This is a genomic window from Variovorax beijingensis (assembly GCF_007828835.1).
GTDB lineage: Bacteria > Pseudomonadota > Gammaproteobacteria > Burkholderiales > Burkholderiaceae_C > Variovorax > Variovorax beijingensis_A.
The window spans coordinates 236,374-254,334 of the sequence record NZ_VIVL01000008.1; the positions used below are offsets into that span (position 1 = coordinate 236,374).

General features: G+C 66.4%; 18 protein-coding genes and 2 tRNA genes. 5 read left to right on the forward strand and 15 right to left on the reverse strand.

The window, feature by feature from the left end:
* Positions 1-4: 4 nt before the first annotated feature.
* From FB547_RS22805 to surE, 3 genes are read right to left on the reverse strand one after another with little or no spacing between them, the layout of a single operon-like run.
* Positions 5-898: a peptidoglycan DD-metalloendopeptidase family protein gene (locus FB547_RS22805; protein WP_025569316.1), complete on the reverse strand. Its 894-nt coding sequence runs from the start codon at positions 896-898 to the stop codon at positions 5-7.
* Between the two features lie 11 nt (positions 899-909).
* The gene (locus FB547_RS22810; protein WP_145745924.1) at positions 910-1,683 is read right to left on the reverse strand and encodes a protein-L-isoaspartate(D-aspartate) O-methyltransferase; all 774 of its coding nucleotides are present in this window, start codon (positions 1,681-1,683) and stop codon (positions 910-912) included.
* 2 nt (positions 1,684-1,685) lie between these two features.
* Positions 1,686-2,444 carry a 5'/3'-nucleotidase SurE gene (surE, locus tag FB547_RS22815; RefSeq protein ID WP_145745925.1) on the reverse strand — a complete coding sequence of 253 codons (759 nt, stop codon included), beginning with the start codon at positions 2,442-2,444 and terminating at the stop codon, positions 1,686-1,688.
* Between the two features lie 128 nt (positions 2,445-2,572).
* Here surE and FB547_RS22820 point away from each other — a divergent pair, with 128 nt between their 5' ends.
* Positions 2,573-3,559 (forward strand): NADPH:quinone oxidoreductase family protein, encoded by a 987-nt coding sequence (locus tag FB547_RS22820; RefSeq protein ID WP_145745926.1) that lies wholly within the window; start codon positions 2,573-2,575, stop codon positions 3,557-3,559.
* Between the two features lie 85 nt (positions 3,560-3,644).
* Here FB547_RS22820 and FB547_RS22825 read toward each other — a convergent pair whose 3' ends face one another.
* The 3 genes from FB547_RS22825 to FB547_RS22835 form a co-directional block, all read right to left on the reverse strand.
* The gene (locus tag FB547_RS22825; RefSeq protein WP_012746936.1) at positions 3,645-3,989 is read right to left on the reverse strand and encodes an H-NS family nucleoid-associated regulatory protein; all 345 of its coding nucleotides are present in this window, start codon (positions 3,987-3,989) and stop codon (positions 3,645-3,647) included.
* A gap of 262 nt (positions 3,990-4,251) precedes the next feature.
* Positions 4,252-4,327, reverse strand: a tRNA-His gene (locus FB547_RS22830).
* Between the two features lie 75 nt (positions 4,328-4,402).
* Complete coding sequence (locus FB547_RS22835) at positions 4,403-5,035, reverse strand: YbhB/YbcL family Raf kinase inhibitor-like protein (RefSeq protein WP_145745927.1); 633 nt, start codon at positions 5,033-5,035, stop codon at positions 4,403-4,405.
* Between the two features lie 217 nt (positions 5,036-5,252).
* Between FB547_RS22835 and FB547_RS22840 the strand changes: the two genes are divergently transcribed.
* Positions 5,253-5,501: a GlsB/YeaQ/YmgE family stress response membrane protein gene (locus FB547_RS22840; protein WP_012746934.1), complete on the forward strand. Its 249-nt coding sequence runs from the start codon at positions 5,253-5,255 to the stop codon at positions 5,499-5,501.
* A 21-nt stretch (positions 5,502-5,522) separates the two neighbouring features.
* Complete coding sequence (locus tag FB547_RS22845; protein WP_145745928.1) at positions 5,523-5,855, forward strand: hypothetical protein; 333 nt, start codon at positions 5,523-5,525, stop codon at positions 5,853-5,855.
* A 27-nt stretch (positions 5,856-5,882) separates the two neighbouring features.
* Here the strand turns inward: FB547_RS22845 and FB547_RS22850 are convergent, their stop codons facing one another.
* The 6 genes from FB547_RS22850 to FB547_RS22875 form a co-directional block, all read right to left on the reverse strand.
* Entirely contained in the window at positions 5,883-6,557 is a 675-nt protein-coding gene (locus FB547_RS22850; RefSeq protein ID WP_145745929.1) for a histidine phosphatase family protein, read from the reverse strand.
* A gap of 101 nt (positions 6,558-6,658) precedes the next feature.
* On the reverse strand, positions 6,659-8,572 hold the full coding sequence (locus tag FB547_RS22855) for a SurA N-terminal domain-containing protein (RefSeq protein ID WP_145745930.1): 1,914 nt from the start codon (positions 8,570-8,572) through the stop codon (positions 6,659-6,661).
* Between the two features lie 77 nt (positions 8,573-8,649).
* Positions 8,650-8,725, reverse strand: a tRNA-Val gene (locus FB547_RS22860).
* Positions 8,726-8,754: 29 nt separating this feature from the next.
* Positions 8,755-9,027 carry an HU family DNA-binding protein gene (locus FB547_RS22865; protein WP_007830705.1) on the reverse strand — a complete coding sequence of 91 codons (273 nt, stop codon included), beginning with the start codon at positions 9,025-9,027 and terminating at the stop codon, positions 8,755-8,757.
* A 215-nt stretch (positions 9,028-9,242) separates the two neighbouring features.
* Complete coding sequence (locus FB547_RS22870; protein ID WP_012746930.1) at positions 9,243-10,328, reverse strand: tartrate dehydrogenase; 1,086 nt, start codon at positions 10,326-10,328, stop codon at positions 9,243-9,245.
* Positions 10,325-11,239, reverse strand: a complete 915-nt coding sequence (locus tag FB547_RS22875) for an alpha/beta fold hydrolase (RefSeq protein WP_145745931.1) — start codon at positions 11,237-11,239, stop codon at positions 10,325-10,327. Before FB547_RS22875 ends, FB547_RS22870 begins: the two co-directional genes overlap by 4 nt.
* A 70-nt stretch (positions 11,240-11,309) precedes the next feature.
* Between FB547_RS22875 and FB547_RS22880 the strand changes: the two genes are divergently transcribed.
* Positions 11,310-12,272 (forward strand): LysR substrate-binding domain-containing protein, encoded by a 963-nt coding sequence (locus FB547_RS22880; protein WP_145745932.1) that lies wholly within the window; start codon positions 11,310-11,312, stop codon positions 12,270-12,272.
* An 18-nt stretch (positions 12,273-12,290) separates the two neighbouring features.
* On the opposite strand, the gene FB547_RS22885 is transcribed toward FB547_RS22880, so the two are convergent.
* From FB547_RS22885 to uvrC, 3 genes are read right to left on the reverse strand one after another with little or no spacing between them, the layout of a single operon-like run.
* Positions 12,291-13,175 (reverse strand): DMT family transporter, encoded by an 885-nt coding sequence (locus FB547_RS22885; protein ID WP_145745933.1) that lies wholly within the window; start codon positions 13,173-13,175, stop codon positions 12,291-12,293.
* Positions 13,172-13,738, reverse strand: coding sequence for a CDP-diacylglycerol--glycerol-3-phosphate 3-phosphatidyltransferase (gene pgsA / locus FB547_RS22890; RefSeq protein ID WP_145745934.1), 567 nt, complete (start codon positions 13,736-13,738; stop codon positions 13,172-13,174). Before pgsA ends, FB547_RS22885 begins: the two co-directional genes overlap by 4 nt.
* A 55-nt stretch (positions 13,739-13,793) precedes the next feature.
* Entirely contained in the window at positions 13,794-15,755 is a 1,962-nt protein-coding gene (gene uvrC / locus FB547_RS22895; protein WP_145745935.1) for an excinuclease ABC subunit UvrC, read from the reverse strand.
* A gap of 142 nt (positions 15,756-15,897) precedes the next feature.
* Between uvrC and FB547_RS22900 the strand changes: the two genes are divergently transcribed.
* Positions 15,898-17,952 carry a gamma-glutamyltransferase family protein gene (locus FB547_RS22900; RefSeq protein WP_145745936.1) on the forward strand — a complete coding sequence of 685 codons (2,055 nt, stop codon included), beginning with the start codon at positions 15,898-15,900 and terminating at the stop codon, positions 17,950-17,952.
* The last annotated feature ends 9 nt before the right edge of the window (positions 17,953-17,961 follow it).

The following is a 17,961-nucleotide window of genomic DNA, read 5'->3' on the forward strand; positions in this document are numbered from 1 at the left end:
GGCATCACCGGCTCGGCAAGTAGCGCGCCGGGTCGACGGGCTTGCCCTGGCGGCGGATTTCGAAATGCAGCTTGACGCGGTCGGCGTCGCTGTTGCCCATCTCGGCGATCTTCTGGCCCTTTTGCACCGACTGGTCCTCCTTCACGAGCAGCGTCTGGTTGTGCGCATAGGCCGTGAGGTAGGTGTTGTTGTGCTTCAGGATGATCAGGTTGCCATAGCCGCGCAAACCTGCACCGGCGTAGACCACGCGGCCGTCGGCAGCCGCGAGGACGGCATCGCCCGCCTTGCCGCCGATGTCGAAGCCCTTGTTCTTGGCGTCGTCGAACCCCGCGAGCAGCGTGCCGTGCGCCGGCCAGATCCAGCCGAGGTCCTCGTCGCCCGAGCTTGCTGCGGGCGCCGATGGCGACGCCGTGACCGGCGGCTTGCCGACCGCGGCACTGGCGGGCGCTGCAGGCACCACCGCCGACGGCGGCGTGACCGGCTTGGTCACCACGCCCTCGGAAGAAGGAGCAGGCGCGGTTGCGACAGAGGCAGCCGGTCCCACCGGCGGCACCACGCGCAGCACCTGTCCGACTTCGATCAGGTCGGGATTTTCAAGATTGTTCCAGCGAACGATGTTCTGCCAGCTCTGGCCGGTTTCGTTTCCGATGCGGCGAATCGTGTCGCCGGGCCGTACTGCGTAATAGCCGGGCTTGCCATAGTTCTCGATGCCTGGAAGCGGCTTGCCCGAAGCATCGGTGGTGATGAGCGGGCCACCGGGTGCCGCATTGGGCGCACGCGTCATCGTGCCCCGGTCTTCGACCGGTGCCGGCCCTCGCGGTGCGGCGCAGCCCGCGATCACGAGCACAACTGCCAACGTGATACCAGCGCACCAACTCCGATTGCCAAAACCCTGCATTTGTTGTTCCTTCAAGCGATGCCCGATTTTAGGGGGACAAAGTGAACCGCCTCAAGAATGCGGCGCTCGAGTCCACGGGCGGTTTTGTCAATGACGACGAGCGCCTGCCCGCCGCCCGCCGAGCGCGTGGGCGCCACGATGCGTCCGCCGACGGCGAGTTGCTCGATCCAGGCCTGCGGCACCGCCTCGCCGCCTGCCGCGGCGATGATGCCGGCGTAAGGCGCACCCTTGGCATAGCCGACCATGCCGTCGCCCAGCATCAGATGAACCGTGGCCAGCCGGAAGTGCCGCAGGTTGGCGCGCGCGCGTTCGTGCAGTCCGCGCAGGCGCTCAATGCTGTAGACCTCCGTGGCCACGTGGTTCAGCACCGCGGCCTGGTAGCCGCAGCCGGTGCCGATTTCCAGCACGCGGCCGAGACGGTCCTGCGGCTTGCCGGCCAATGCGGGCGCCCCCAGCAGGAGCTCGATCATGCGGGCCACCACGCTCGGCTTGGAGATGGTCTGGCCCAGCCCGATCGGCAGGCTCGTGTCTTCATAGGCCTGGTTGACGAGCGCGCTGTCGACGAAGAGATGCCGCTCGACCGCGCTCAGCGCGCGCAGCACGCGCGCATCGGCAATGCCTTGGGCAGCGAGCTTCTGCACCATGCGCGCCCGCACGGCGTCGGAGGCCATCGAAGGCGTGGCCGGCACCATCGGCTTGGCAGGCACGGCGGGCAGGCGCCCGCGCGTGGCGGCCGAGGCGGTGGGTGTCAGGCGAACCGGGAATCCAGGCCGTTGCGTGGCCATGCTCAATTACCGAGACGGGCAACCGTCTCGCGCCACTGGCCCAGGTTGGCATGGTCGGTCAGGTCGATCTGCAGCGGCGTCAGCGCAATGTGGCCGGCGGCGGTGGCATGGAAGTCGGTGCCCTCGCCGCTGTCCTTGGCGCCTCCGGCACCTGCAATCCAGTACATCGTCTCGCCCCGCGGGCTTTCCTGAGTGATGACTTTCTCCGCCGAATGGCGCCGGCCCAGCCGGCAAACCTGGATCGGCTTGAGCTCGTCGAGCGGCCGGTTCGGAACGTTCACGTTGAGCAGGAAGGCGCCGCCGTCCAGCATGCGCTCGCGCTCGATCTGCTGCACCAGGCGCCGGGCCACCTGCGCGGCCGCGTCGACATGCGCCCAGCCCTTCTCGATCTGCGAGAACGCGATGGCGGGGATGCCGAACAGATAGGCCTCCATGGCCGCACCCACGGTGCCGGAGTAGATGGTGTCGTCGCCCATGTTGGCGCCGTTGTTGATGCCGGAGACCACCAGGTCGGGCCGGTAGCCGAGCAGCCCCTTGAGCGCGATGTGAACGCAATCGGCCGGCGTGCCTGTCACGTAGCGAAAACCGTTGTGCGCCTTGTGCACGTAGAGCGGCGCCGCCAGCGTGAGGGCATTCGACTTGGCGCTGTTGTTGTGCTCGGGTGCAACCACCTCGACGTCCGCGATGTCTTTCAATGCGTCGTGCAATGCGACGATGCCCGGCGCCTGAAAACCATCGTCGTTGGAAATAAGTATCTTCATGGTGCTTTTCAGTGCCCGGATTGTAGGCGCCGCGTGCGTCGCAGCAGGGACAACGGCGCCCTGCCGCGCCCCCTATCATCGCCTCGCATTCATTGCCCACACACGACTGATTCAAAGGAGACCCGAGCATGCACGCATGGCTTTGCGAAAACCCCACCGGCGTCGATGCGCTGACCTGGAAGGAACTGCCGACGCCGGCGCCGGGTCCGGGCCAGGTGCTGATCGAAATCAGGGCCGCCAGCCTCAACTTCCCCGATCTGCTGATCGTGCAGAACAAATACCAGATCAAGCCGACGCTGCCGTTCGTGCCCGGTTCGGAATACGCCGGCGTCGTCCAGGCGGTGGGCGAAGGCGTCACCCACCTGAAGGTCGGCCAGAACGTGGCGTGTCTCTCGGGCACGGGCGGCTTCGCAACCCACACGCTGGCGCCGGCGGCGCTGTGCATGCCGCTGCCCGAAGGCTTCGGCCATGTCGACGCGGCGGCGTTCATCATGATCTATGCCACCTCGTGGCATGCGCTGATGGACCGCGCACAACTCAAGGCCGGTGAAACCGTGCTCGTGCTCGGTGCAGCAGGCGGCGTGGGCACCGCCGCCATTCAAATCGCAAAGGCGGCAGGCGCCAAAGTGATTGCGGCGGCTTCTACCGACGAGAAATGCGAACTCTGCCGCTCCATTGGCGCCGACGCCACGATCAACTACACCACGCATGCGCTTCCAGGCGGCTTTCGCGATGCCATCAAGGCCGCGACCGACGGCAAAGGCCCCGATGTCATTTACGACCCGGTGGGCGGTGATTTCGCCGAGCCTGCATTTCGCTCGATTGCATGGCGCGGACGCTATTTGGTGGTCGGCTTTGCCTCCGGGCCGATTCCCTCGCTGCCATTGAACCTCACGCTGTTGAAAGGCGCTTCCCTGGTCGGCGTGTTCTGGGGCGATTTCGCCAAGCGCGAGCCCAAGGCCAATGCACAAATGATGGCCGAATTGGCGCACTGGTACGGGCAGGGAAAGATCAAGCCCGTGATCGACAGCACGATGCAGATGTCACAATTGAAAGCCGCCTATGCCCACATGGGATCGCGCGGCGTCAAAGGAAAACTCGTGATGGTGAACTGAGTGCCGCGGGTTTGCCCGGATTCGCACCCAATAAAAAAGCCCGCATCCGCGGGCTTTTTTATTGGCCAGTGGCCCGCTTCGGCGCTTACTTGATCTCGAACTCGGAAAGCGACTTGCCCGCGGCCAGTGCCTCGGTCACCCAACGCGGCTTGCGGCCGCGGCCGCCAGACCAGGTTTCGCCGGTTGGACCACGGTATTTGGCTGCTGCCTTGACCGCGGGAACCCCTGCGCTGCGCTTGACCGAGCCGCCGCGTGCACTGAGTTTCAGGTCCGACGCGGTCAGGCCGTATTCAGCGATCTTCCGGCGCACATCTTCAATCACGCCTGCGCGCTCTTGGTTGCGAAGGTCTTCGGCCTGCTTGCGCAATTGCGCAATCTGCTCGTCGTACTTCTTGATCTGGGAATTGATATCGGCAAGGGTCGAAGCCATTGTTGGACTCCTGAAAATTGGAAACGGGGCGGATTTTAATTCAATTCCAATTTATTACAAGCGGGCCGTTGCGGGAAAATTGAGGGCCCTGCGCCAGGTTTGCGGCAACGCACAATGCAGCGCGCACCGGTTTGGACGCTTTTTATGAAGCCAAAGGAAGAGTGCTGCGCCAGCGGCAAGAGCCGAAAATGACAACGCCGGGCTGGCCCGGCGTTGTGTTCCCGTGGACGCTATTGCGCAATAGCAGTCGGGAAAGATGTTTTGGGGTGGCTGATGGGACTCGAACCCACGACGACCAGAATCACAATCTGGGACTCTACCAGCTGAGCTACAGCCACCGCAGAGCCTTCAATTGTAGCGGCAAAAACCCCGGTTTTCGCCACCGGGGCATCCGAACGGGCCTGAAATTCTTCTCAACCCGTGGCGAGGGGCCCGGCCGGGGCTGTCTTCTTGATCTTGATCGAGCCATCCGGCCTTTCGCAGGTGCCGATCAGCAGGCCGCTCGCGAGCGCGTGCTTCCGCAGGGCGTCGAACACCTCGTCCCGGCCTGGCGCCGCGGAAAACGCGGGCATGCCGTCGAGCGCGAACAGCTGGAAGGCGTAGCGGTGAGCGCCGTGTCCCGGGGGCGGATCGGGAGGCAGCCAGGCGGCCTGCAGCCCGGAGTTGCGACCCACGTGCAAACCGGCGGCGCCGGCATTGTCCCGGCTCGGGATGGCCGCTTCGTCGAGCTTGCCCTCGGTCGGCCGCAGCCCGACGACGATGGCATGCACGAGCGGATTCGGCGTGGGCGAATCGGCGTCCTCGACCACCAGCACCAGCGATCCGGTGCCCGCCGGAAGCCCGGCCCATTGCAGCGGCGGCGACAGGCCTTCTCCATCGGCCGTATGGCGCGACGGCAAGGGCGCGTGGTCCGCGAAAGCAACGCTGCTCAAGGCGATCGACGCCATGCCCTGCCGCATGCCCAGCGTATTGAAGACGATCTTGTCCAGGCCCGCGCGCATTCCCTGCAGCGCGTGGCCGATGACTTCAGGCAGTTTTTCCAGCATGGTCCCGGTATAGCGCTGCGCCGCGAAGCACCCTGTAGGACGCAGCAGCAACCAGGACATGGCCGTCTGCGCCAAAGTTCTCGGACATCGAGCCCGATGTGATTCAGCCGGCTTCGGCGATCGCGTTGCTCCGCTATCATGAGCGCCGCTTGCTTCGACGGTTCGCGCGTTCCCCAGCGACCGCCACTTTCCATTTCACCGCCAAAGGAATTTCTTCATGAGCATCGTCTGGACCATCCTGATCGGGTTCATCGTGGGTCTGGTGGCGCGGGCCGTCAAGCCGGGCGACGATTCCGCCGGCTTCATCGTGACCACGCTGATCGGCGTGGCAGGTTCCTTGATCGTGACCTATGTCGGCCAGGCGCTCGGCTGGTACACCGCGGGCCAGGGTGCGGGCTTCATTGCCTCGGTGCTCGGCGCGATCGTGCTGCTGATCCTGTACGGCCTGATCAAGCGCAAGAGCTGACCCGGCCGGCAGTGCGGATCGATGCCGCGCAAACCACGGGCCACGCACCACGTCTACGTGGTCGAACTCGATGACCGCGTCTGGAACCATGGCCGGTTCAGGCGCGCGAATCCCGACTACCAGCTCGGCAAGCCCTTCGTCTACGTGGGAATGACCGGGCTGGACCCCGACATCCGCTTCGACAAGCACAAGGCCGGCATCCAGGCCAACAGCTTCGTCCAGGCCTTCGGCCTCAGGCTGCTGCCTGCGCTCTACGAACGCTACAACCCGATGAGCTACGAGGATGCACGATCGATGGAGGTCGAGCTCGGCATCGCGCTGCGCAGGAGCGGCTACGGCGTCTGGCAGGCCTGAGGCCGATCGTGCCCCTGCACCGGGGCCTCAGGCGTAGGTGATCCAGTTCTCGTAGGCCGCAGCGTCCAGGTGCGGCAGCGTGTTGTAGGTGACGAGCATGTGCCGCTTGGGCGTGAAGGCGAACTCCGTCACGGCGGTGTTCCGGATGCGCAGGTTCAGTTCGATCGTGGTTTCCGGGCTCGTTCCCAGCACATGGCCAACCGCCGTGCTGATGGGTCCGCCGCTCGACACCACCAGCACCTTGGCGCCATGGTGGCGGGCGCGCACATGGTCGAGCGCCGTTGTCACGCCCGCCAGGAAGTCGACATAGCTCGGCATGCCGACGGGCCGGGTCCGGCCCTGCATCCAGGCGCCGAGGCCATCGCGCAAGAGGCGGAAGTGGTGGCGGTACATCTCGGGCGAGTCGGGCTTCTCGAGCTTGCCTTCGTGGATGGTGGCAATGACCGCCTCGCTGTCGTACTCGTTGAGCCCGGGCCACGCCAGCACATCGTCGCGCTTCAGCGCCAGTCCCTCGGCAATGCCTTCCCAGGTCTGGCGATGGCGCTTCAGGGTGCCGGTGATCACGGCATCGAAATGCATGCCGCGCTCCCGCCAGTATTCGCCGAGGCGCACGGACTGCCTGTGCCCGAGCTCGCTCAGCTTGTCGTAGTCGGCAGCGCCGAAACTGGCCTGGCCGTGACGCACGAGATAGAGGGTTCCCATGCCTGGGATTCTGGCGACAAGCGCAGCTTGCACTTGTCCCACGTGCGACGAGTGCCGCGGGCCGCTGACCCAGGCGCGACAGCGCGCGCCGGTCCCACGGGTCAGCGGGCTGCCGTGGGCAGCGTCTCCGCCGGCTTCGGCACGAGGATCTCGGCCTTGAAGCGTTCCTTCAGCACGTTGTAGTAAGCAACTTCTTCCGCCGCAGCCACCGACTGGCCGACCTGCGCGTTCTCCTGCTGCGTTTGCTCAGGCGCCGACGGCGTGCGCGGAACCACCTTCATCACGCGAACCACCGCATAGCCTTGCGTACCCAGGTCGACGCCCACCAGCGCAGGCAGCTTGGACGCGTCGGCGCGCAGCGCTGCATCGATGACGGCAATGGGCTGGGCCTGCGCTTCGCGTCGCGAAACCGTGACCGGCGCGCCAAAGGTGGCGCCGTCGGCCTTGGCAGTCCAGGCGGCGAGCTTGGCTTCGCCCTCTGCCTTGGCCATGACCGCGGCACGCTCGGTGATGAGCTGCGCACGGATCTTGTCCTTGACTTCGGCCAGGGGCATCGGATGCGCGGGCGTGTACTGCGTCACGCGGCCTGCCGCGAGCTGGTTGGAGCCGACTTCGATGGCTTCGGTGTTCTGCTTGCGGTCCAGCGAATCGGCCGCGAACAGCGCGTTCAGGAAATTGCGGTTCGCGAGCACGCCGGTGGCGCCCGGCGGCGGCGTGCGCGAGACGTTGCCGGCCGTCTGGATCGTGAGCTTCAGCTTTTCCGCCGCGGGCTTGAGGCTGTCGGGCTGCTGGTAGACCGCATCGGTGAAGGTTTCCGCGGCCTTCGCGAATTCCTGCGTCGCCTGCTGCGCACGGACTTCGTTCTCGATGGTGGCGCGCACCTGCTCGAACGGCGGCACCACGGCCGGCTTGATGTCGGCGAGGCGGATGATGTGATAGCCGAACTCGGTTTCGACCACGTCGCTGATGTCGCCCTTCTTGAGCGCGAACAGCGCATCCTCGAAAGGCTTGACCATCGCGCCGCGGGTCACGAAGTCGAGGTCGCCGCCCTTCTCCGCCGATCCGGGATCCTGCGAGTTCTTGCGCGCGACGTCGGCGAAGGTGGCGGGCGCCTTCCTCACTTCGGCGAGCAATTGCTCTGCCCTGGCCTTGGCCTTGGCGCGGTCGGCTGCCGGTGCGCTTGCCGGTGCGGTGATCAGGATGTGGCTGGCGCGGCGTTCTTCCTTGGTGCCGAAGCGCGCCGTGTTCTGCTCGTAGTAGGTCTTGAGGTCGGCCTCGTTGACCGAGATGTTCTTCTTGGCGGCTTCCAGGTCGAGCACGAGGTATTCGATGCTGGCCTGCTCGGGCGCCTGGAACTGGGCGGTATGGGCCTTGTAGTAGGCCTCCACGTCGGCATCGCTCACAGTCACCTTGGACGCGAAGCTCTCGGGGCTGAAGCGCGCGACCTGGATCTCGCGGCGGTCGTAGAAGGCGTTGATGGTTGCCGCAGCCAGCGCGGGCGGCGTGAAGGCCGTGCCGGTGATGCCCAACAGCATTTGCTGCGTGGCCAGTTCGGCGCGCATCGACGCCTCGTACTGCTCCGGCGTGCGGCCGGTGACGCGCTGGAAGCTCTCGCGGTCGAACTTGCCGTCCGGCGTGCGGAACGCCGCAAGGCCCGTGTCCTGCGCGAAGATGCGCGACAGCCGCTCTTCGGAGACGGTCACGTTCGACTTGGCCGCCGCCGCGGCCAGCACGCGGTCGCGCACCATGCGCTCCAGCGTGGCATAGCGCATCACGTCGGATTCGAGCAGCGCCGGGTCGACGTTGGGCGATTGCTGGCGGATGCGGTCGGTCTCGAGGCGATGCTGCGCATCCCACTCGGGCCGGGTGATGCTCTGGCCATCGACCCGCGCAACCTTCACTTCGCCGCCGGAGCCCTGATAGCGCTCCACGCCAAAGAGGACGAACGAGGGAATGATCAGCAAGAACAAGAAAATCATGACGATCTTGTTGTACTTGCGGAAGAAATCAAACATGCTTGAACACTCTTTTGCGACAGATGTCGGGACGGCAATAAAAAAGGCGAACCAGTGTTCGCCTTTGCATCGGGTGGTGGTGGGTGCTGAGGGGCTCGAACCCCCGACCTACGCCTTGTAAGGGCGCCGCTCTACCAGCTGAGCTAAGCACCCCACCGGGAATACTTCTCCGAGTCTACGTCTTAGTTCAGCGCGTCTTTCAACGCCTTGCCCGGACGGAACTTCGGAATCTTGGCGGCCTTGATTTTAATCGCGTCGCCGGTGCGCGGATTGCGGCCGGTGCGAGCCGCCCTTTTGCCGACTGCGAAAGTGCCAAAACCGACCAGCGACACCGAGCCGCCTTTTTTGAGCGTGGTACGAATGGCGCCGATGGTGGATTCCAGCGCGCGGGTAGCGGCTGCCTTGGAAATATCGGCGTTCTTTGCGATGTGCTCAATCAGTTCGGTCTTGTTCACAAGGGCCCCTTGTAGAAGAAATAAAGTTGGTCGGCTTTCGTCAGCTGCGAGCTGGCCGCGAAATGACGCGGCTCGACAAGCCTGGCAGGACTGACGCCTCGGCAGCGCGCTGCCAGCGAGGATTACAACCACTGGTCTGCAGGGTGTCAATACGACACGAGGCCGTGCAGAACAGCGGAGCGCGCGATTTTAGGGGCGTTTCTTGAAGACGATTTTCAAAGGGCCTCGGCAATGGCCTTGCCAAGGTCGCTGGTGCTCGCCTTGCCGCCGATGTCGGGCGTGCGCGGCGCTCCGCTTTGGGGCGCCAGCACCTTTTCGATGGTGGAAAGGATCGCGTCGTGCGCGTTCTTGTGGCCCAGGAACTCGAGCATCATCGCGCCGCACCAGATCTGTCCGATCGGGTTGGCGATGCCCTTGCCCGCGATGTCGGGCGCCGAGCCGTGCACCGGTTCGAACAGCGAGGGCGTGGTGCGCTCCGGGTTGAGGTTGGCGCTGGGCGCGATGCCGATGGTGCCGGTGCACGCAGGGCCGAGGTCGGACAGGATGTCGCCGAACAGGTTGCTGGCCACGACCACGTCGAAGAAGTCGGGCCGCTGCACGAAGTGGGCCGTGAGGATGTCGATGTGGAACTTGTCGAGCTTCACGCCCGGATAGTTCTTCGCCATTTCGGCCACGCGCTCGTCCCAGTAGGGCATGGTGATCGAGATGCCGTTCGACTTGGTGGCGCTCGTCAGGTGCTTCTTTGGGCGCGACTGTGCGAGCTCGAAGGCGAACTTGAGCACGCGGTCGACGCCCACGCGCGACATCACGGTTTCCTGCACCACGATCTCGCGCGGCGTGCCTTCGTACATGCGACCGCCGATGCTCGAGTATTCGCCTTCGGTGTTCTCGCGCACGATGTACATGTCGATCTCGCCGGGCTCGCGCGGCGTGCCGTCGCGCCGCACCACGGGGGCCGTGATGCCTGGCATCAGGCGCGCGGGACGCAGGTTGATGTACTGGTCGAATTCGCGGCGGAACAAGAGCAGCGAGCCCCAGAGCGACACGTGGTCGGCAATCTTCTCGGGCCAGCCGACCGCACCGAAGTAGATGGCGTCATGTCCGCCGATCTGGTCCTTCCAGTTGTCGGGCAGCATCTTGCCGTGCTTCTCGCAGTAGTCCCAGCTCGAGAAGTCGAAGTGGTCGAACTTCAGGTCGATGCCGAACTTGCGCGCCGCGGCATCCACCACGCGCAGGCCTTCGGGCATGGTTTCCTTGCCGATGCCGTCGCCGGCGATGACTGCGATTCTGTGGGTGGTCATGGTCTGGTTCCTTCTTGCTGGAGAGGGGAAGTGAAGAACTGGAGCGCCTCGGCGAGCAGTTCGCGCGGGGCTTCCTCCGGTACGTAGTGGCCGCACGGCAAGGCGCGGCCCGAAACCCGGGCGGCGCATTCGCGCCAGAGCGAGAGCACGTCGAAGCATCGGCCCACTGCGCCGTGCTCGCCCCAGAGCACGCGCAGCGGTTGCGCAAGCTTGCGGCCGGCGGCGATGTCGGCGCGGTCGTGCACGAGGTCGATGGTCGCGGACGCACGGTAGTCGCCGCAGATGGATTCGGCCGTGCCCGCAATGGCCGCGCAGCGCTCGTACTCGGCCAGCACCTCGGGCGCGAAGGGCGCGAGCCCCGCGTGGCGCCCGCCCATCACGCTGCGCACGTAGCGCACCGGGTCGGAGGCGATCAGGGCCTCGGGCAGCGGCGGCGGCTGGATCAGGAAGAACCAGTGCCAATAGGCGCGCGCAAAGGCCTCGGTGGTGTTCTCGTACATCGAGAGCGTGGGCGCGATGTCCAGCAGCAGCATGCGGTCGACGGCCGCCGCATGGTCGGCGGCCAGCCGATGCGCGACCCGCGCGCCGCGGTCGTGGGCCAGCACGCCGAAGCGCTCGAAGCCGTGATGGCGCATGGCGGCGAGCGCATCGAGCGCCATCTCGCGCTTGCTGTAGGCCATGTGATCCGCATCGTCCGCAGGGCGGCCGGAGTCGCCATAGCCGCGCAGGTCCACCGCCACCACAGTGAACTGCTCGGCGAGCACCGGCGCCACGCGGTGCCAGATCAGGTGCGTCTGCGGATGCCCGTGCAGGAGCAGCAGGGGCGCGCCGCGCCCGCCGATGCGGCCATGCACACGCACGCCGTTGCGCTCGATGTCGAATTCGGGAAAGTCGAAGAAGGAAGCAGTCACGCGGCGATTGTGCGTTGCGCTCCATCGATCATCAAGCAACAATCGACCAATTCATACTTTCCGATTTGGCATGAATCCACTGTCGATGGACCGCGGCGATCTCGAACTGGTGCTGGCCATCCGCGACCAGGGAAGCCTGGCGGGCGCCTCCGCCACGCTCGACGTGGTGCCCTCCGTCGTGACCAAGCGGCTCGGCGCGCTCGAGGCGCGGCTGGGCCAGCGGCTGTTCGAGCGCACCACGCGCCGGCTCAGCGTGACGGCCGAGGGAGAAGCGGTCTGCCTGCATGCCAGGGCGCTGCTCGAAGGCTTTGCCGCGCTCGAAAGCGAGCTCGGCGAGCGGCAGAACGAACTGGTCGGCACCATCCGGCTGGCTGCGACCTTCGGCTTCGGCCGGCGCTGGCTCGGCCCTGCCCTGGCCAGCTTCCAGGCGCGCCATCCCGGGCTGCAGATCGAATTGCTGCTGACCGAGCGGCTGCCCGACCTCGGCGCCGAAGGATATGACGGCGCGCTCTGGCTCTGGGCCGTGCAGCAGCGCCGCGCGGCCGACTGGGTCACGCGCCGCATTGCGCGCAACCAGCGCGTGCTCGCCGCATCTCCTTCATATGTAGAACGGCGCGGCCTGCCGGCCACGGTCGACGCGCTGGCGGCGCACGACTGCCTGGTCGCGCGCGAGAACGGCGAGGTCAACCAGCACCAGTTCGCGCTGTGGACCCTGCGCCATGCGCGCGACGGCAGCACCGCGCGCGTGCGCGTCCAGGGTCCGCTGACGAGCAATTCGGGCGAGATGGTGCGCGACTGGTGCCTGGCCGGCCACGGCATCATGCTGCGCAGCCTGTGGGACATCGCACCGCAGCTGGCTTCCGGCGAGCTGGTGCGCGTGCTGCCCCACTACGCCATGCCCGATGCCGACATCCACTGGATCGCGCCCTGGCGCCCCAAGACGCCGCGCCGCGTGCGGCTGCTGCTCGACCACCTGGCGGAACAGTTTCGCGGCGAGCCCTGGAAACCCGGCAAGGCCGGTGCGCCGCGCTGAAGAAAAAGCAAAGGCGGCTCAGCGCTCGCTGCGCACCACAAGGCTCACGCCGGCTGCGGTGAGCCCGATGCCCAGCAAGGTCACCAGTGTGATCGGCTCGGCGAACAGCAGCCAGGCCATCACCGCGGTGCACGGCGGCACCAGGTAGAGCAGGCTCGTGACGGCGGTGGCCGTGCCGCGCTGGATCAGCATGTAGAGCAGCGAGCTGCCGCCGAGCGACAGCACCAGCACTGACCAGGCCATGGCGCCGGTCGAATGCGCGTTCCATTCGATGCCCTGCGATTCCATCGCCGCAAAGGGCAGGCACACGATCAATGCGGCCACCATCTGCACGGCGCTCGCGCTGCGCACGTCGCAGGGCGCGACGAAGCGCTTCTGGTACAGCGTGCCCGCCGTGATCGAAAGGAGCGCCATCACCGCAAGCGCCATGGTCAACGCACTGACCTCCGATCCCTGCCCGAACTTGCGCGACACCACGAGCACCAGGCCCGCAAAGCCGAGCACCAGCCCGGCCCATTGGCGCTGCGAAATGCGCCCGCCGTTGAACGACAGCCAGACGGCGGTCAGCACCGGCTGGATGCCGACCAGCAATGCCACCAGCCCCGCGCCCATGCCCGCATGCACCGCGGCCCAGACGCCGCCCAGGTAGCCGGCCTGCATCAGGACGCCGGTGACCGCTAGGTGTCCCCACTGCGCACGCTCCTTCGGCCAGGGGACCCGCGCAAGCGCGACCCAGAGGCAGAAGCACACAAGAGAAAGCGCAAAGCGCACGGCCAGGAACTTGAGCGGCGGCGCATAAGGCATGCCATAGCGCGCAACGATGAAGCCCGTGCTCCAGATGAGCACGAAGACGGCCGGCATGGCACGCAGCCAGCTTGCGCCGCGGGCCGCAGCCACGCTCATTTCGCGCGGGCCCGGATTTCGGGGATGGCCTTCTGCAGGTAATAGACCATCGACCAGATCGTGAGCACGGCCGAGATCCAGATCAGCCACTGCCCCCAGAGGCCGGTGTCGATGATCTTGAAGAGATGTCCGTCATAGAGCAGGAACGGAATCGCGACCATCTGCACGGTGGTCTTGACCTTGCCGATCATGTGGACCGCCACGCTCTTGCTGGCGCCGATCTGCGCCATCCATTCGCGCAGGGCCGAGATCGCGATTTCGCGGCCGATGATGATCAGCGCCACGAACACGTCGGCCCGGTTCAGGTGCACCAGCACCAGCAGCGAGGCGCAGACCAGGAACTTGTCGGCCACTGGATCGAGGAAGGCGCCGAAGGCCGAAGTCTGGTTGAGCTTTCGCGCCAGGAAGCCGTCGAGCCAGTCGGTGGCCGCGAAGACGATGAACATGACCGTGGCGATCAGGTTGCGCATCGGCTCGGCCATCGGCAGGTAGAACACACCAACGATCAATGGAATCGCGACGATGCGCGTCCAGGTCATGATGGTCGGGAGGGTCCAGAACATGCGGGCGATTGTGTCATGCGCGAGAGGCGGAACCGAAAGCCGGGGGCAATCGGCCTCAATGCAGTGCGCGATAGATTTCCTCGGCCAGGTCCGTGGCAATGCCTTCGACCGACGCGATGTCCTCGACGCTGGCCGCCGCCACGCCGCGGATTCCACCGAAGCGCTGCAGCAGGCGCGCGCGGCGCTTCGGTCCGATGCCCGGAATGTCTTCGAGCTGGCTGCCGCCCACGCGCACCTTCGCGCGCTTGGCGCGCATGCCGGTGATGGCAAAGCGGTGCGCTTCGTCGCGGATCTGCGCCACCAGCATCAGCGCCGCGGAATCCTTGCCCAGGTAGACCTTCTCGCGGCCATCGGCGAACACCAGTTCCTCGAGGCCGACCTTGCGGCCCTCGCCCTTCTCGACGCCGACGATCAGCGACAGCGGCAGGCCCAGTTCGCTGAACACTTCGCGCGCCATCGACACCTGCCCCTTGCCGCCGTCGACAAGCACCAGTTCCGGCATGCGCGCGGTCCGGGTCTTGGGCGATGCGCCGCTGCCATCGCTCTCGGCGTCGCCCGGCGCCAGCGCCTCGGTCTCGGCCGCCATCGCCTCGGCCAGCTTGCCGTAGCGGCGGTGCAGCACCTGGCGCATCGCGGCGTAGTCGTCGCCGGGCGTGATGCCCTCGATGTTGTAGCGGCGGTATTCGCGGTTCTGCATCGTGTGGTGCTCGAACACCACGCACGAAGCCTGCGTGGCCTCGCCCGCGGTGTGCGAGATGTCGAAGCATTCGATGCGGAAGTTGTCGAGGTCGTCCGGCGCGAGCTCGAGCGCATCGGCCAGCGCGCGGGTGCGCGCCTGCTGCGAACCTTCTTCTGCCAGCAGGCGGGCCAGTTGCAGGCCGGCGTTGGTCTCGGCCATCTCCAGCCAGTGCCGGCGCTGCTCGCGCGGCTGGAACACCGCCGTCACGCGCGCGCCGGCCTGCTGCGAGATTGCCTCGATCAGCTCGCGGCTCACCAGGTGGCTCAGCACCAGCGTGGCGGGCACGGGCACGTCGATGTAGTGCTGGGCAATGAAGGCCTCGAGCACCTGCACTTCGATCGGATCGGCCACGGCGGGCACTGCGCCCTCTTCCGCATCGAGCTCGCCATGATGGATCTGCGCGGCGTCTTCCACGTGCACCGGAAAATAGGCGCGGTCGCCCAGGTGCCGTCCGCCGCGCACCATCGCCAGGTTGACGCAGGCCTTGCCGCCCTGCACCTTGACGGCGAGGATGTCGACGTCCTTGTCGGAAGCGATCTCGATCGACTGCTGGTGCAGCACGCGCGAGATCGCCGACATCTGGTTGCGCAGCTCGGCCGCCTGCTCGAACTCGAGCTTCTCGGCGTGCTCGGTCATGCGCGCCTCGAGCTTCGAGAGCACGAGCTGGGTGTCGCCCATCAGGAAGGCTTCGGCGCTGGCCACGTCCTGCGCATAGGCCTCGGGCGTGATGTAGCCCACGCAGGGGCCGGTGCAGCGCTTGATCTGGTACAGCAGGCAGGGACGCGTGCGGTTGGCGTACACCGTGTCCTCGCAGGTGCGCAGCCTGAACACCTTCTGCAGCAGCTGGATCGATTCCTTCACCGCCCAGGCGCTCGGGTAGGGCCCGAAGTAGCGGTGCTTCTTGTCGACCGCGCCGCGGTAGTAGGCCAGGCGCGGAAACTCGTGCGAGGCGATTTTCAGGTAGGGATAGCTCTTGTCGTCGCGGAACAGGATGTTGTAGCGCGGCTTGAGCGTCTTGATGAGATTGTTCTCGAGCAGCAGCGCCTCGGCTTCGGAGCGCACCACGGTGGTCTCCATGCGCGCGATCTTGCTGATCATGTGGCCGATGCGCGTGCCGCCATGGCTCTTCTGGAAATAGTTGGCAACCCGCTTCTTGAGGTTGCGCGCCTTGCCCACGTAGAGCACCGCGCCGGCCGCATCGAAATAGCGGTAGACGCCCGGCAGCTGCGGCAGGGCCGCGACTTCGCTGAGCAATTGATCGGAATGCACGTCTGACATGGCGGCTATTGTGGCGCGCACGCCAGGCCCGCATGGCCAGCCTGCGAGGAAACCCCGATCGGCCTGGAATGAATTGTGCTGATGATGGCGGGCGCGAGGAGCGCCTGTGTCATTTCATCAAGACTACTCGGGGAAACTCTCCATGAAGAAAAACATCCGGACGGGCGCCTGGCTGGCACTGTCTCCGATCGCGCTGGCATTGACCGTGGCCGGCTGCGGGGGCGGCGGCAGTGGCGCACAGGACAACGCCGCCCTGGTCGCGACGATCGCCGCCATCAACGCGGCCAACGCCAACCGGCCCGTCCCGCCGCCGCCCGAAACCGACAAGGGCTGCCTGATCGGCGACGGCGGCACGCCGGTCGTGGTGGGTTCCGGCGACCCGGGCGACCCGGCGGCACCCGAGCCCGCCTCGGGCTACGTCGTCGGCCACAAGCTGGTCTACGCGAAGAACTACATGGTGGTGGCCAACCATCCGCTCGCCACGCGCGCGGGCTGCGACATCCTCAAGGCCGGCGGCAGCGCGGTCGACGCGGCGGTGGCGGTGCAGGCCGTGCTGGGCCTGGTCGAGCCGCAATCCAGCGGCCTGGGCGGCGGCGCGTTCATGCTTCACTACGACGCGGCGACCAGGAAGCTGCAGGCCTACGACGGGCGCGAAATGGCGCCGGCTGCGGCAACCGAGAACTACTTGCGCTGGATCGACGACGTGGCGGACCAGAACCCGCCCAAGCCCAGCGCCCGTGCGAGCGGCCGTTCCATCGGCACACCCGGCGCGGTGCGCATGCTCGACATCGCCTACAGGGACCACGGCAAGCTGCCCTGGAAGGACCTCTTCAGCTACGGCATCACGCTCGCCGCCGACGGCTTCCCGATCGGCGGACGCATGGCCGCCGCCATCTCCGGCTCGGCCGCCAGCCTCAAGCGCGACGCCGAGGCCACGGCCTACTTCTTCAACGACGACGGCACGCCGAAGGCGCTGGGCACCAGGCTCAGGAACCCGGCCTACGCGAGGACCCTCGGCACCATCGCCACGCAGGGCGCAGACGCGTTCTACACCGGCGCCATTGCACAAGGCATCATCGACAAGATCGGGATCACGGCGGCCGTCGACGGTTCGGCCATCACGCCCGGCAAGACGACCATGGCCGACATGGCCGGCTATGTGGCCAAGCGCCGCGAACCGGTCTGCGGCACCTACCGCGACTACTACGTGTGCAGCATGTCGCCGCCGTCGTCCGGCGGCATTGCGGTGGTGCAGTCGCTGGGCATCCTCGAAACCTTCAACCTGGGCCTGTACAAACCCACCGCCATCGACCTCGAAGGCGGCAAGCCGGCCGTGATGGGTGTGCACCTGGTGAGCGAGGCCGAGCGCTTGGCCTATGCCGACCGCGACAAGTACGTGGCCGACACCGACTTCGTGCCGCTGCCCGGCGGCTCGGTCGACACCATGATCAACAAGCCCTACCTGCAGAAGCGGGCCAGCCTGATCAGCCTGTCGGCGAGCATGGGAACGGCGCTGCCGGGCGACCTCGGGAGCGTGCCCCTGGGCATCGACAAGACCGAGGAGCACGGCACGACGCACTTCACCATCGTCGACAAGCAGGGCAACGTCGTCACGATGACCACCACCGTCGAGAGCACGCTCGGTTCGTTCCACATGACCCAGGGCTTCATGCTGAACAACCAGCTGACCGACTTCGCCTCCAACCCCGACGACACCAGCGTCACCCCGAGCGTGAAGGTGGCCAACCGCGTCGCTCCCGGCAAGCGACCGCGCAGCACGATGGCGCCCACGATGGTGTTCAGGAAGAACAGCGACGGCAGCATGGGGGAGTTCGTGATGGGAACCGGATCGCCGGGCGGCGGCACGATCATCCAGTACGTGGTGAAGACGCTGGTCGGCGCTCTCGACTGGGGCCTCGATGCGCAGCAGGCCACCTCGCTGGTGGACTTCGGCGCCTCCAACAGCAAGACCACCAACGTGGGCGGCGAGCATCCGGCCATCGACACTTCGGACTCGGGCAACAACGACCCGCTGATCACGGGGCTGCGCGCGCTCGGCCACACGGTGGGCTTCGGGGCGCAGTCCAGCGGCATCAGCACCATCATCCGCACGAACGTGGGCGGCAAACCCGTGCTCACCGGCGGCGCCGATCCGCGGCGCGAAGGCATCGTGCTGGGAGATACCTTCACACCCTGACCGAAAACG